Here is a 14,415-nt window from a genome sequence, read left to right as displayed (position 1 = left end):
TGTCTTGAACGCTGACTGTGTTTACCTCACTTCGTGAACGTTACTTGCTAAAAAGGAAAGGTCCATGTCCGACAATATTTTGTTCACTCCCTTCGCGTTGAAAGGGTTGCAACTGCCTAACCGAATCGTAATGGCACCGATGACGCGCGGTATGGCGAAAGAGGGCATTCCTGGCCCGGAAAATGCCGAATATTATCGTCGTCGCGCGCAAGGCAACGTGGGGCTGATCCTGACGGAAGGCACGGTGGTGAACCGTCCTGCTTCGCGCAATATGGCGGGCATCCCCTTTTTCCACGGTGACGCGGCGCTGGCCGGGTGGCAGGGCGTGGCTGATGCCGTCCATGCGGCGGGCGGTAAGATTGGCCCACAGATTTGGCATACCGGGTCGACGCGCACGGGAGAATGGGAGCCGGATGCGCCGGTGGAAAGCCCTTCAGGGCTGCTTGGACCGGATGCTCCGCGCGGTGTGGTGATGACCGAAGAGGATATCGCTGACACGGTAGCCGCCTTTGCTCAGGCGGCGGCGGATGCTAAACGTTTAGGGTTTGACACGCTGGAGTTGCATGGCGCGCATGGTTACCTGATTGACCAGTTCTTCTGGCCGGGAACCAATAAACGCACCGATGCTTTCGGTGGAGCAACCATCCGCGAGCGTTCTCGCTTTGCGGCGGAGATTGTGCGTGCGGTTCGCGCTGCCGTTGGCCCTGATTTCCCGCTGATCCTGCGCGTCAGTCAGTGGAAGCAGCAGGATTATAAAGCGCGTCTGGCAACCTCACCGCAAGAAATGACGGAGTGGCTGGCACCGTTGGTTGACGCGGGCGTTGATATTCTGCACTGCTCTCAACGTCGCTTCTGGGAGCCGGAGTTCCCGGAGATTGACGGCGAGCAAGGGTTGAATTTTGCCGGTTGGGCGAAGAAATTAACCGGTGCGGCCACCATCAGCGTCGGGTCGGTGGGGTTAACCTCTGACTTCTTTGCCGCCTTCGGCGGTGAAGGCTCTGGTACTGCGGCGCTGGATAACCTTTACACGCGTATGGAACGGGACGAGTTTGACCTGATCGCCGTAGGGCGTGTTCTGCTTTCTGATGCGCACTGGGCAGAAAAAGTCCAGTCGGGTCAGACGGCGTCCTTGCGTGGATTTAATGCGGCAGATTTGGCCGTACTCGCCTGATATACCGCTATGACAAAGGGAGCCAGTGGCTCCCTTCGCAGACACAGCAATGAGGGGCGGCGCTTAACGTGCCGCTTCGTAGATCTTCTGGCTCACTTCCGGCGTAATATCAGCGTGTTCCCCGAGCGCCGTCATACCGTGTTCTTTCAGTTTGGACACCAGCGTCGGGATGGTGCTGCCATCCAATTGGTAATCCGCCATGTGGGTGGGTACGCCCATTTTCTCGAAGAACGCACGCGTGGCCGCGATAGCGCCATCGATCCGCTGCTCTTCGCTACCTTCACGCAAATCCCACACGCGTTCTGCATATTGCAACAGTTTGGCGCGCTTTTGCGCTTTTTTCGCTTGCAGCAGAGAAGGCAGCACGATCGCCAGCGTTTGCGCATGGTCAAGGCCGTGCAATGCGGTCAATTCATGGCCCATCATATGGGTAGCCCAATCCTGCGGCACGCCAGCACCAATCAACCCGTTCAGTGCCATGGTGGCACTCCACATCACGTTGGCTCGAACTTTGTAGTTTTCCGGTTCTGCCAGCGCGCGCGGACCTTCTTCAATCAGCGTTAACAACAAGCCTTCAGAAAAACGGTCCTGCACCTTGGCATCCACCGGATAGGTCAGATACTGCTCAACGGTATGCACAAACGCATCGACAACGCCGTTGGCAACCTGACGCGGCGGCAAACTGTAGGTGACCACCGGATCGAGCACGGCAAACAGGGGGAAGGTGTAGGGGGAGAAGAAGGGCAGTTTGTCACCCGTGGTTTTACGACTGATAACGGCACCATTGTTAGACTCGGAACCGGTCGCTGGCAGAGTCAGCACGCAGGCCATTTTCACGGCATTGGTCACCTGTGCTCCGCTGGTTTCCAGAATATGCCAGGGATCTTGTGCGGCGTCATAGTGCGCAGCGGCAGCGATAAATTTGGTGCCATCGGCGACGGACCCTCCGCCCACTGCGAGCAGAAAATCAATGTTTTCGGCACGCACCAGCTCAACGGCTTTCATCAGCGTTTCATAAGAGGGGTTCGGTTCGATACCGCCGAACTCACGCACATTGCGGCCTTCCAATGCCTGATAAACCTGATCTAACACGCCGTTACGCTTGATGCTGCCGCCACCGTAAGTGATAAGGATGCGCGCATCAGCAGGAATTTCTTTGCCTATTTCGGCAATTTTGCCTTCACCAAACAGAATTTTGGTCGGGGTATGAAGTGTGAAATTTTGCATAGGGTAATTATCCAGTTCAACGCCTTGATAAGAAATCCCGAGTAACGCATACGGGAGGTGGATACCGATCGTTCAGTATGAATGATGTGGGCTATTATCAGCACCTGACCGCAGGCATTCAATGCACATTTCTGTTGGGTTATTGCCTATTCCTACAATTACTCGGAGAATTGGGTGATAAATAATGACGTTTGTGTCATGTTGTTTTCCTATTGAAGAGACTGTACCCACCCCAAATAAGGCCTGACTGATGACGCGTGCCCAAACAAATCCGGTGTTTGCCAAGATAATCAAGCAGGCGCTCAGTTACACCACCCAACACTGGGTCACGCCCTCGCCGATAGCGCAAGTGAAAATCCTTTACGCGGACCAACCCCATCCGCGCGTGCCGGTGATGTATGACCCGACGATAGTCATCCTGTTTCAGGGCCGGAAGATTGGCTATGTGGGCGATACCGTTTTTCAGTATGACGCAGAAAACTATTTGTTGATGACGGTGCCGTTGCCGTTTGAATGTGAGACGGTTGCCAGCGCTGAACAGCCTTTGGTGGGCATCTCTATCCGCATCGATCCGCAGGTGCTTCAGGCATTGCTGCTGGATATTGGCGATGATGATAGCGTGATTCGCCCGTGCTCTGGCTCTTGCGGTGTGAACAGTGTGCCGTTTACCGAAGAGATGCTGTGTGCGGTTGAACGATTGTTTGATGCGATGCAAACCCCCCGTGACGCTCGCGTGCTGGGGCCGATGATCGTTAAAGAGATTACCTATCATATTCTGTGCGGGGAGGGCGGGGCGGCGTTGCAGGCGCTGGTCAACCGCCATACCCATTTCAGCCAGATTGCCAAAGCGCTGCGCCGTATTGAAAATCACTATGCGGATAACCTGAATGTGGAGCAACTGGCGGCGGAAGTGAATATGAGCGTGTCCGCGTTTCATCATAATTTTAAAGCAGTGACCAATACCTCACCGCTGCAATACCTGAAGTCTTACCGGCTGCACAAAGCGCGCCTGATGATGCTCAACGACGGCGTGCGGGCCGGGGCAGCGGCGGTGCGCGTCGGGTATGAGAGCGTGTCGCAATTCAGTCGGGAATTTAAACGCTACTTTGGCGCGACGCCAGGCGATGAAGTAGCACGGCTGAAAGTCACCAATATGGCGGTTGAAGAGAGCTGAAATAACCAGACCGCTAAATTGGCAGGTAAACGGAAAAGAGGCAGGAACAACGTGCATTATGCCGTGCAGGGCGTTGTGTCAGACTACTTTATCAGCATAACCGCGCATTCTGCGCAACTTCTTGCTCACTTTCTGGTGTAAATCACTATTTACGCAATGAATGCCGTTTTTTCGCGAGGTTTGCGCAATTTTTTGCGCAAGTTGGCTCAACAGAATTTGAGTTGAGGTAATTAATAGCAGAAAAACAATAAGATAAAAATTGGCATATGGATTGCTGTACGCAGCGTGAAGTTACTCATCACGTTCAACAACAAGGAGCAACACAATGCCAACTCCATGCTACATCAGCATCGAAGGTAAAACCCAGGGAAACATTACCGCCGGTGCCTTCACCTCTGATTCTGTCGGCAACATCTATGTGCAGGGCCACGAAGACGAAATGCTGGTGCAGGAATTCAAACACGTTGTCACCGTACCGACCGACCCGCAATCAGGCCAACCTTCCGGCCAACGCGTCCACAAGCCGTTCAAATTCACCGTCGCGCTGAACAAAGCCGTACCGTTGATGTACAACTCACTGGCCTCCGGTGAAATGCTGCCGACCGTGACCCTGAAGTGGTATCGCACCTCGGTGGAAGGCAAGCAGGAGCACTTCTTCTCTACCATCCTGACCGATGCCACCATCGTGGACATCGACTGCAACATGCCACACTGCCAGGACCCGGCAAAACTGGACTACACCCAGTTGATCGAAGTCTCTCTGGCCTACCGTAAAATCGACTGGGAACACACAGTGGCTGGAACCTCCGGTTCTGATGACTGGCGTGCGCCGGTTGAAGCGTAATCCTTCTGTCACTGACCCGGGCTTGCCCGGGTTTTCTGCGTGTCCTGCCCTGAGGTCTGATTCTCCCAGACCTGAGTGCAGACAGCGCGGTTTTCATCACGGGAAGCGAGGGAATAGACGTGGCAAACAGTACAGGATTGCAGTTCACGGTAAAGGTCGGTGCATTGCCCGCCTCGACCTTTGCCGTGGTGGATTTTCAACTCAGCGAAGCACTTAACCAGTCATTCTCCCTGTCGCTGAATCTGGCGAGTGCCTTGCCGGATGTCGATTTTGGTACGGTGCTGGACCAGCCCTGTGAGCTGCTGGTGTGGTACAACGGCGAGTTGAAGCGCAGAGTGAACGGGATTGTCAGCGCCTTTGCCCAAGGGGACACCGGTTTTCGCCGTACCCGCTATCAGATAGAGGTGCGTCCTGCACTGTGGCGGCTGGGTCTGCGTACCAATGCCCGCATCTTTCAGGCGCAAAAGCCGGAGGTCATTATCGGTACCTTGCTGGAAGAGTCCGGCATTACCGATTACGCCTTTGCGCTGCGTAACGACCATGCGGTGCGTGAATACTGTGTGCAGTACCGGGAAAGCGATTTGGCGTTTATCACCCGGTTGGCGGCTGAGGAAGGTCTGTACTTCTTCCACGAGTTTGAAACGGGTAAACACCGTGTCGTGTTTGCGGATGATGCCGGGGCTCTCAGCAAAGGCCCCGAGCTGTTCTTTAATCTAGCCGCTCAGGGTCTGAGCGAAGGCGACTATGTGCGCCGTTTCCGCTATGCCGAGGCGGTCAGCACCGCAGAAGTCGCCCTCAAGGACTACAGCTTCAAAACGCCAGCCTACGGTCTGCTGCACAGCAAGCTGAGCGCTGAACTGGCGCACCAGCGCGAAAGCTACCAACACTTCGACTATCCCGGACGTTTTAAACAAGACTCGAGCGGCAAGGCCTTTACCGGCTACCGGTTGGATGCATTACGCGCCAATGCCATGACCGGCTCCGGCGAATCCAATGCCGCGATGCTGATGCCGGGCAGCAGCTTTACCCTGACCGAACACCCCAATTCGATGCTGAATAGCGACTGGCAACTGGTCGCGATAACCCACAGCGGGCAGCAACCACAAGCTCTGGAAGAAGAAAGCGGCGGTGAACCCACCACTTACAGCAACAGCTTCGAGGTTATCAGTGCCAAAAGCACCTGGCGTGCCGACCTGCCGTACAAACCGATGGTGGATGGCCCGCAGATAGCCACCGTGGTGGGTCCGGCGGGGGAAGAAATCTACTGCGATGAACATGGCCGGGTGAAGCTGCAATTCCCGTGGGACCGCTACGGCGCCAGCGATGACCAAAGTTCCTGCTGGGTGCGGGTTAGTCAGGGCTGGGCAGGCGGTCAGTACGGGCTGATAGCCATTCCGCGCATCGGGCATGAGGTGATTGTCAGTTTCCTCGAAGGCGATCCGGACCAGCCTGTCGTGACGGGTAGAACCTTTCACGCCACCAATCCGTCACCGTATCCGCTGCCCGCCAATAAAACCCGCACCATTTTGCGCTCCCAGACGCACAAAGGTCAGGGATTTAACGAGCTGAGTTTCGAAGATGCCACGGATAACGAAGAGATTTTCCTTCACGCTCAGAAGAATATGGCTGTGCGGGTGCTCAATTCCAAAGATGAGCGTGTGGACTATAACCGTACAACCAGCATCGGACATGATGAAGAACTGGTGGTTGCCAATAATCGCAAGGTTACGGTGGAAGGCAATCAGGATTACAAAACCACGGGCAACCATTTATCGCTGACGGAAGGCGATCGGGGCATACAGGTTAAGGGCGATCTGGCGCAGAAAATCAGCGGTGTATTCAGCGTGGACAGCAACGGCGATCTGACGCTGCAAAGCGGCAGCAAATTAACGCTCAGGGTCGGAGGCAGCTTTGTGGTTATCCATGCCGGAGGGGTGGATATCAAAGGTCCGGCTATCAACCTGAACTCAGGCGGTAGCCCAGGGGATGTGGCACTCCCAGCCGATCCTGCGATATTGAAAGCGGCCGCGGCCGCAGGGACGCTGTTCGTCGCGCACTGTCCGGCCAAGGAGAAAGAAAACCGTGAGTGAGACTGTGCAATATGCCGTTATCGATGGCTCAATTGAAGAAGAACTACTGGATTTTTTGGCTGAACACGATCCGCCGCATTGTTGCTTATATGCGGAGCCCTTGCAGCAGGAATTAGTCCCGCTGGCTCCCTATTTAGTTGAAGTCACGCATGAGGTTTCAACCTGGCTGGTGAGTAAAACCTCGCCATGGGGGATCTATTTATATACACGGGTCAGCATGAAGGATTTACGCCACCATCTGCGTAAATATTTACAGGTTCTTCTTACCTCTGAAGAGAAACCCGTTTTTTTTCGTTTTTATGATCCCCGGAATATCTGGGATTTATGCCATGTTCTGAGTGAATGGGAATTGCACTGTTTTCTGGGCCCGATTGAAAAAATGATGACGGTCTATGATGGAAGAATTCGGGAGGAGCATTTTCAGCCCATTCGTGACCAGTTTCCGCCAACGGCTAAGCATCGAATGAAGTTTTTGAAAATTAGCCAGCCACAGCTTGATTTACTGAATCACTATGCGGAAGTGAAATACATTGAGGGGTTAACGGCTAAAATGATAACCCTGTACGCAGAAAACATACAACATAGTGTATCACAGACTCCCGAATGGAAAATAAGTCAGGGGGATGGTATTTATCATGGTCTGCGAGATGAACCTGAACGCCTTACGGTCAACGAGTCTGTGAGTGAGTGTTATCATTTTTGTAAGGCAAAAGGCATTGAAGATGATCGCGCTATTCGCGGACTACTGCATTTGTTGGTAGAAAAAAATATATATTCAATAAAAAAACTTCCTGCGCAATGGCAGGACCTATTAAGTAATGAAAGCTTTCCTGGTCACTACCGGGTTGAACGTTTGCTTAACGATACACTGGGATATATTCCCCGTTAAAGGAAAAGCGTATGTCTGAAGGAAAAATCTCACTCGCTGCGGGCAGTGCCTGCGCCAACTGCAATAATCCCGATCCTTGTACTTATGAGATAACGCTTGATGCATTTGATGAGAAAACCCATGTCTGGCCTGTGGAGAAAAATATTCGCCTGAAAGTTCTGGATGGTGGCACTGGCAGCCAGGGAACGATAAAAATCGAAGGAAAGTGTGAAAAACCCACCTGTCCGCAGGCCACGCTGGAAAGTGGAAATGAAAAAATTGCGTTAAAGAAGGGTGTGCCAAACCCCATCACGCTCTATTACAAGAAACCCGCCGATAGCGAGCAGGCCGATCTGCCCGTCGATCCGATATGGTCCTATTTCAATCGTATTCATCTGCCCTCTGATGCCATTGCCACTCCCCATCGTTATCAACTGATTACGCAGGGCTGCACGGGTAAAGCGAGTTATGCACAAATAGAGGTTTATCCTGAAGTGGAGCTACGGGCTGTCATTGGTTTCAGTTACGAACTGGCTGGAAGAGAGCGCACGTGGAAAGAGCGACGGGATGAACAGATAGCTGCCAGAAAAAAGATGGAGAATACCCTGCCTAAAAATGGCAATAAGCTGCGAAGCGGCTGGACGTTGCATACCGATCAGTTCCAAATCACGCAGGAGCAGAAGCTGAATGTTGAGTACGGGTTGAAAATCGGTGGTACGGAATATTCGGCCACGTTTGCCGAACTGACCCGCAATAAAGTCAAAACGGTTAAGACGCTGGAGCAGATTGGCAAAGTGGAGCGATTTTTATCGAATATCAACCAATATCTCCTGCCCGACCCCGATCCCAAGAAAAAGGGAACGCGCGAATATCGCCTCTTTGATTTCTCCGTTGAGCCGATTAATCTGGGGGTGTCCTACGCGTATCAGTGCAAGGACAGTGTTGATGATGCCACGCATTATATGGGGCTTTATGCAGCACCCTTCCTTAGCATGAGTATGAAAATAGATCTGATACAGCTTCTGGCTGCTTATTGTAAAATAGATCGTATTGCCGCGAAGTGTCGGGAATATATCGAGAAGGGCGGCAGTTCCCTTGAGTGCTATATAAAATTGACGGCAGAGCTGCACTTTTCCGTCGGTGCGGCCTATAAACAGGCGCAATGGACTTTCACACCTGAGGATGACAATAACAAGCTGGCCTTTTTGCTGGAAGGGGTGATCAGTACGGCATTTGAAACCAAAGTGTTGTTTGTTGAAGTTGCCCTAAAGGCTCTAGGCGTACTCAAAACAGAAGCGGGAATGAAGCTGGATCCGCATGCTGAGGGTATTGATTTGGTGGGATACCACGATGGTATCAAGGCTGAAGTGGCATTAATGGCTGATTTTAAATCATCACCAGATCGTGGTGTGAAAGGTGATACGGACGATGAATATTCGTACAAATCAACAACGGAACTGGCTGGACCATTAGACGCGGATCAATCGGCGATGAGAGTGAATCTGTTTGGTAAAGAGAGAGTTATCGAAAAACCAAAAGTGATACCCGCCGAGCCGTGGGCAATGGGATCGAATCCCAAATATAATGCTGTGGAAAAACCGAGTCAGGAGCCCTGGGCGATGGGATCCAACCCGAAACGTTAGAATGATGAGGAAAACGCATGATCAGGATGTTTTTTCAATGGCAATGCTTAATACTGTCAGGAGTGATGATGATGTCTACCGCGAATGCCGCTAATGAACCGTTAAGGGTCCGCAGCGTATTTGATATTAACTCGGCCTTTTGCGCCATCAAGACCAACGGCGTGCTTGGGATGGATAACCGGGATTCAGCAGTTGCCGGGAGAGGATTTGGCTCTTCCAGCACTAACGCATTGTTATTTTTGGAAAATGGAGAAAATGAGATTACTGCCGAAATCGGGGCGTTGGGCTGGTTCTCAAAAGGGAATAACGGTGATGAATCTCGCAGTGTGTTTAAACCGGATGCGAGTTGTAAAGTCGCTTTAACCGCATTTAAAGGTGAACAGTCGAAGGTATTGAGCCAGCTTGCTATCGCGATCGGTCAAGACGGGATTCCCTATGCGCAACCAAGTGAAAAAACGGACGAAGCTGAAGAGGTGTCAGTAATGAAAATTCCTGCACAGCAGATTGAAATGGGACATTTTCCTTCCAATTATCTGATTGATAACTATTTCCCAACTGAGATGAATCTCTATCAATTTACAAAAAAAGTCCATCTTAAAAATATCCCGGAGTGGAAGTGGACAAAAGCCACTCCTTTTACTGGAAAAACCGAGCAAATTCAGGCGTTAAAAATTGCCTATCTCGACCTTTGGCATCTTTTTGCTGAAAAAAATGATGTAAAAATAAAACAATACCTTAATGAATCTTTACAAGCATGGGCGCTCACAACCGGAAATTCTATCGATGAAATATATAACGATCGTGGTTTTAAAAAGGATTTAAAAAACACTTCATTTGAAATTCGCTCTATTAATTGGAATGATTATAAAATTGAAGTGATGAATAAAGGCAGAATGGTGCGGTTTGTTAATAAATCAGACCCTACTATATCTCCTCTTTCTTATACATTCAAAGATGACGATGGAGATAATAGTGTAGGGTATTTTTCTCCTATATTCTCCTTCATCGATGGAAAATTTATTCCTGTTATTTGACCACTATTTACACTGAGGATTGTCGCACGTGCAACGCCGCTAAATTAGGCGATATCGATACCGGGCACGAAAGTCATTCGCCAACCTCTGTCGTAGCAGGTTCTTCTACCGTTAAGGTTGGCTGGCACGCCAAGGCGATCGGGAGATGCCGTTAGCTGTGGCGGAGTCATGATCGGAGGTGGAAGTGTGACGATTGGCTGACTGGCTATGGTGCTTATTGTAGTGATACCCGCCCAGCCCTGGGTGATGGGACCCAATCTGACGTTAGATAAACAAGGAAAGCGCATGATGAGGACGTTGTTTCAATGGAAATGCCTAATACTGCTAGGTGTGATGATGATGTCTACCGCGAATGCCGCTAATGAGTTGTTAAGGATCCGCAGCGTATTCGATATTAACTCGGCGTTTTGTGCCATCAAGACCAATGGTGTTATAGGTCTGGATAACCGTCATTCGGCGGTGGCCGGGAGAGGGTTTGGTTCGTCCAGTACTAACGCATTGTTATTTTTGGAAAATGGAGAGAATGAGATTACTGCTGAAATCGGGGCACTGGGCTGGTTCTCAAAGGAAACTATCGGTGATGAAGCGCGTAAGTCGTTTAAGCCCGATGCGGGTTGTAAAGTTGCTCTAACCGCATTAAAAGGCAAAGAGTCAAAGGTATTAAGCCAACTCACTATTGCTATCGGTAAAGACGGCATTCCTTATGCGCAATCAGGCGGAGAAGAGGACAGCGCTAAAACTGAAAACCTGTCAGTAAAAAAAATCACAGCGCAGGAGGTAAAAAAGGGACATATTCCTGATGATTATTTTAGAGGAAATAAATTCCCTGTCGGAATGGAACTCTATCAGTTTACGCAGAAAGTCAATCTTAGAGGACTCCCAGAGTGGAAATGGACAAAAGCGGCGCCCTTTACTGGGAAACCCGAACAGATCCAGGCGCTAAAGATTGCCTATCTCGATCTCTGGCATCTTTTTGCTGAAAGAAACAATCAGAAAATAAAGAAATACCTTAATGAATCATTGCAAGCGTGGGCTATCTCTACTGGAAACAGCATTGATGAGATATACAACAATGAGATTTTTGTTGAAGATCTTAAAGATCCCTCATTCAAAATGATATCTATTAACTGGAATGACTATGAAATTGAAATATTAAATAATAGTAGAATGGTACGTTTTATCAATAAATCCAATCCCAATTTTTCACCTATATCTTATTTCACAGGGAATGATGAGGAAAGTAAACTCATTGGATATTTCTCTCCAGTCTTTTCTTTTGTTGATGGAAAGTTCATTCCTGTTATTTGACCACTATTTACAATGAGGATTGCCGTATGGGCAAAGCCGTTAAATTAGGCAATACCGATACCGGGCTCGGAAGTCATCCTCCAACCTCCGTCGTGGCGGATTCCTCAACCTTTAAGATTGATGGTCTGCCACTGGCATGCCAAAGCCATCCTCTGGTTCTGCACGGACATCGTCGAATCATCAGTGGTGGTTTATCCAGTGTCTTTATTGACGGAAAATCCGCTGCACATACGGGGGACAGCCGTTAGCTGTGGCGGTATCATAATCGGCGGTGGACGTGTGATGATTGGCTGACTGGCTGTGATACCCGCCCAGCCGTGGGATCGAATTCCAAATATAATGAAGTGAAAAAAACGAATCAGGAGCCCTGGGCGATGGAATCCAATCCTAAACATTAGGAATATAAGGAAAGCACATGATGAGGCCGTTTTTTCAATGGAAATGCCTAATACTGTCAGGCGTAATGGTGATGTCTACCGCGAATGCCGCTAATGAGCCGTTAAGGGTCTGCAGCGTATTCGATATTAACTCGGCGTTTTGCGCTATCAAGACCAACGGTGTGCTTGGTATGGATAACCGTCATTCGGCGGTGGCAGGGAGAGGGTTTGGCACATCCAGCACTAACGCATTGCTTGCGTTGGAAAATGGAGAGAATGAGATCACGGTTGAAATCGGAGCGCTGGGCTGGTTCTCAAAGGAAACTATCGGTGATGAAGCGCGCAAGTCGTTTAAGCCCGATGCGGGTTGTAAAGTCGCTTTAACCGCATTTAAAGGCAAAGAGTCAAAGGTATTAAGCCAGCTCACGATTGCAATCGGTAAAGACGGCATTCCTTATGCGCAATCAGGTGGAGAAGAGAACAGCGCTAAAGCTGAAAACGTATCAGTAAAAAAAATCACAGCGCAGCAGGTAGAAAAGGGACATATTCCTGATAATTATTTTAGGGATAATAATTTCCCCGTAGGAATGGAGCTCTATCAGTTTACGCAGAAAGTCTATCTTAAAGGCCTCCCAGAGTGGAAATGGACGCAAGCCACACCCTTTACCGGTAAACCTGAACAGACCCAGGCACTAAAAATTGCCTATCTCGATCTCTGGCATCTTTTTGCTGAAAGAAATCAAGAAGCAATCAAATCATCTCTCAGTGAATCACTACACGCATGGTCGGTAACCACAGGCGATAGCGTTGCTGAGATATATAACAGCACAAATTTTTCCGAATCATTTAAAGATCCTTCATTCAAAATGGTATCTATCAATTGGAATGATTATGAAATAGAAGTGATGAATAACAAAAGAATGGTTCGTCTTGTTAATAAATCAAGCCCTCTTGTTTCCCCTATTTCTTACTTTACTGAAAACCAAGACGGAAAGAAGAAAATGAAATATTTCTCCCCCATATTCTCTTTTATTGATGGAAAGTTCATTCCTGTAATTTGACCTCTATTTACAATGAGGATTGTCGTATGGGCAACGCCGTTAAATTAGGCAATACCGATACCGGGCACGGAAGTTATCCGCCAACATCAGTCGTAGCGGGTTCCTTAACCTTTAAGATTGATGGTCTGCCACTGGCACGCCAAAGCCATCCTCTGGTTCTGCACGGATATCGTCGAATCATCAGCGGCGGTTCATCCAGTGTCTTTATTGACGGCAAATCCGCTACACATACGGGGGACAGCCGTTAGCTGTGGCGGTATCATAATCGGCGGTGGACGTGTGACGATTGGCTGATTGTTTGTGGTACTTATGCACTACTCGGACGCTGGGAGCATATTTGCCGGAATTTCTTTCCGCTCAGGACGAGCGTACAACCACCAGGGGCGTTGGTGTATCAGTATGTGGCTTAAAAATCTGTCTCGTTTTTTTAATGGCGTCGGTTTTCTGCTGTTACCGGTCATACTCTCTGTTCTGCTTGTTGCAGCAGGCAAAATTTTTCATCTGATCTTTGGCGATGCTTTTTCCGATAAGCTCTTGACGCCGGTTGGGATTATTGCGCTGATTGTCGTGCCTGCTCTGCTATTTTATGGCATTTCGGCACTGCTGCGCGTCGTTAAGGATGATGACCAGGGTACTTCTGAACCGCCACAGAAAAAGGCTGCATCCCGCAAGTCTGCTACCAGTAGACTAAAAGCAAACATCACAACCACTACGACAAAACGCGTATCGTTGTGGCGAATTGTGCTGAATGCTATGACGCTTATCGCGCTGATACTGATTCCTTTTTTCGGCATATTGGGCATTGTCGCGTTTATAGGTATCGTGATTTTCCGCTTTATGCAGCCATCCGCGCAGAGCCGTTTTATGCGTTTTCAGGAAATGTTGCCTGGCAGTAACGTGCGTTCAATGGCGACCGGCATGGTTCAACTGAAAGGCAAACTGGTGGCGCAACAGCGGATCTTGGCACCGCTGAGCGAAGAGAGCTGTATTGGTTATTACCACTGTATCAGTGAAGAAGATCGCGACCTTGAGGGAAGAACGCATTACCGGACAATTCACGAAGAGCAGTGCTGCCATCCCTTTCTGCTGCGTGACAGCACGGGTAGCGTGCTGGTCGATGCCATCGGCCTGGATTTCCATCTGTTATCGGTTAATGCAGAGCGGCGCAGCGGACGTGAGATTGAGCGTGAATATATTCTTAGACAAGGCTCCCATTGTCTGCTGATTGGACGTGCCGTGCGCCGTGGTGATGAGTGGGTGATCACGCGTGATAAACTGCATCGAGTATTTGGCATTGCCCCCATCGCCCATATCCAGCGCCGCAAAAAGTTAAATGTTGTGTTTAGCCGCGCTCGCTACTTTTTGGTTGGCACCGCTCTGGCGATAGCGCTGATACTCGCGGTTCCCATTGAAGTAAAACAGCACCAGGTCGTTATCCACTTTGAGCAGTTGTTTTCGTTCTTCTCTTCCTTACTGCCAATTTCAGAGATCATGAATTGAATCATCGCATTGTTTATCGTTCCATTTTTTAATAAAAGTGTCTCCTTGTATCACATTGGCATCAATGCATTTCCCAGACTGATTCGGGCGAAGCTGATGTGTGATCACTTCCGTCCAC

The 14,415-nt window shown here is 49.8% G+C and carries 11 protein-coding genes and 2 pseudogenes; 12 read left to right on the top strand and 1 reads right to left on the bottom strand.

Annotation, left to right across the window (positions count from 1 at the left end):
- Nucleotides 1-64 precede the first annotated feature (64 nt).
- The gene (locus J5067_RS06405; RefSeq protein WP_264650697.1) at nt 65-1,171 is read left to right on the top strand and encodes an NADH:flavin oxidoreductase; all 1,107 of its coding nucleotides are present in this window, start codon (nt 65-67) and stop codon (nt 1,169-1,171) included.
- 63 nt (nt 1,172-1,234) lie between these two features.
- On the opposite strand, the gene yqhD is transcribed toward J5067_RS06405, so the two are convergent.
- Entirely contained in the window at nt 1,235-2,398 is a 1,164-nt protein-coding gene (gene yqhD, locus J5067_RS06400) for an alcohol dehydrogenase (RefSeq protein ID WP_264650696.1), read from the bottom strand.
- 250 nt (nt 2,399-2,648) lie between these two features.
- On the opposite strand from yqhD, the gene J5067_RS06395 reads away from it, so the two are divergent.
- The 11 genes and pseudogenes from J5067_RS06395 (at nt 2,649) to J5067_RS06345 (ending at nt 14,297) form a co-directional block, all read left to right on the top strand.
- Nucleotides 2,649-3,572, top strand: a complete 924-nt coding sequence (locus J5067_RS06395; protein ID WP_264650695.1) for an AraC family transcriptional regulator — start codon at nt 2,649-2,651, stop codon at nt 3,570-3,572.
- Nucleotides 3,573-3,897: 325 nt separating this feature from the next.
- The gene (locus tag J5067_RS06390; protein ID WP_264643019.1) at nt 3,898-4,416 is read left to right on the top strand and encodes an Hcp family type VI secretion system effector; all 519 of its coding nucleotides are present in this window, start codon (nt 3,898-3,900) and stop codon (nt 4,414-4,416) included.
- Nucleotides 4,417-4,535: 119 nt separating this feature from the next.
- Nucleotides 4,536-6,506, top strand: a complete 1,971-nt coding sequence (gene tssI / locus J5067_RS06385; protein WP_264650694.1) for a type VI secretion system tip protein VgrG — start codon at nt 4,536-4,538, stop codon at nt 6,504-6,506.
- Entirely contained in the window at nt 6,499-7,395 is an 897-nt protein-coding gene (locus J5067_RS06380; protein WP_264650693.1) for a DUF4123 domain-containing protein, read from the top strand. The genes tssI and J5067_RS06380 overlap by 8 nt, the downstream gene beginning before the upstream one ends.
- An 11-nt stretch (nt 7,396-7,406) precedes the next feature.
- A complete protein-coding gene (locus J5067_RS06375) occupies nt 7,407-9,017 on the top strand; it encodes a hypothetical protein (protein ID WP_264650692.1) in 1,611 nt (536 codons plus the stop codon).
- 65 nt (nt 9,018-9,082) lie between these two features.
- Entirely contained in the window at nt 9,083-10,051 is a 969-nt protein-coding gene (locus tag J5067_RS06370) for a hypothetical protein (protein WP_264627949.1), read from the top strand.
- A gap of 285 nt (nt 10,052-10,336) precedes the next feature.
- Nucleotides 10,337-11,359, top strand: coding sequence for a hypothetical protein (locus J5067_RS06365; RefSeq protein ID WP_264650691.1), 1,023 nt, complete (start codon nt 10,337-10,339; stop codon nt 11,357-11,359).
- A gap of 26 nt (nt 11,360-11,385) precedes the next feature.
- Nucleotides 11,386-11,653: pseudogene (locus J5067_RS06360) on the top strand (PAAR domain-containing protein).
- Nucleotides 11,654-11,828: 175 nt separating this feature from the next.
- Nucleotides 11,829-12,797, top strand: coding sequence for a hypothetical protein (locus J5067_RS06355; RefSeq protein WP_264628289.1), 969 nt, complete (start codon nt 11,829-11,831; stop codon nt 12,795-12,797).
- Nucleotides 12,798-12,823: 26 nt separating this feature from the next.
- Nucleotides 12,824-13,091 (top strand): annotated as a pseudogene (locus J5067_RS06350) (PAAR domain-containing protein).
- A gap of 105 nt (nt 13,092-13,196) precedes the next feature.
- Nucleotides 13,197-14,297 carry a hypothetical protein gene (locus tag J5067_RS06345; RefSeq protein WP_264650690.1) on the top strand — a complete coding sequence of 367 codons (1,101 nt, stop codon included), beginning with the start codon at nt 13,197-13,199 and terminating at the stop codon, nt 14,295-14,297.
- The last annotated feature ends 118 nt before the right edge of the window (nt 14,298-14,415 follow it).

This window comes from Candidatus Symbiopectobacterium sp. NZEC151 (assembly GCF_025962655.1).
Classification (GTDB): Bacteria; Pseudomonadota; Gammaproteobacteria; order Enterobacterales; family Enterobacteriaceae; genus Symbiopectobacterium.
Note: the sequence above shows the minus strand (reverse complement) of the source record. Positions and strands in the feature narration are given on the sequence as shown.

Excerpts from the sequence above, each read along its gene's own strand:
- J5067_RS06405 (WP_264650697.1), top strand. The coding sequence starts at position 65 with ATGTCCGACAATATTTTGTTCACTCCCTTCGCGTTGAAAGGGTTGCAA.
- yqhD (WP_264650696.1), bottom strand. The coding sequence starts at position 2,398 with ATGCAAAATTTCACACTTCATACCCCGACCAAAATTCTGTTTGGTGAA.
- J5067_RS06395 (WP_264650695.1), top strand. The coding sequence starts at position 2,649 with ATGACGCGTGCCCAAACAAATCCGGTGTTTGCCAAGATAATCAAGCAG.
- J5067_RS06390 (WP_264643019.1), top strand. The coding sequence starts at position 3,898 with ATGCCAACTCCATGCTACATCAGCATCGAAGGTAAAACCCAGGGAAAC.
- J5067_RS06375 (WP_264650692.1), top strand. The coding sequence starts at position 7,407 with ATGTCTGAAGGAAAAATCTCACTCGCTGCGGGCAGTGCCTGCGCCAAC.
- J5067_RS06370 (WP_264627949.1), top strand. The coding sequence starts at position 9,083 with ATGATGATGTCTACCGCGAATGCCGCTAATGAACCGTTAAGGGTCCGC.
- J5067_RS06365 (WP_264650691.1), top strand. The coding sequence starts at position 10,337 with ATGATGAGGACGTTGTTTCAATGGAAATGCCTAATACTGCTAGGTGTG.
- J5067_RS06355 (WP_264628289.1), top strand. The coding sequence starts at position 11,829 with ATGTCTACCGCGAATGCCGCTAATGAGCCGTTAAGGGTCTGCAGCGTA.
- J5067_RS06345 (WP_264650690.1), top strand. The coding sequence starts at position 13,197 with ATGTGGCTTAAAAATCTGTCTCGTTTTTTTAATGGCGTCGGTTTTCTG.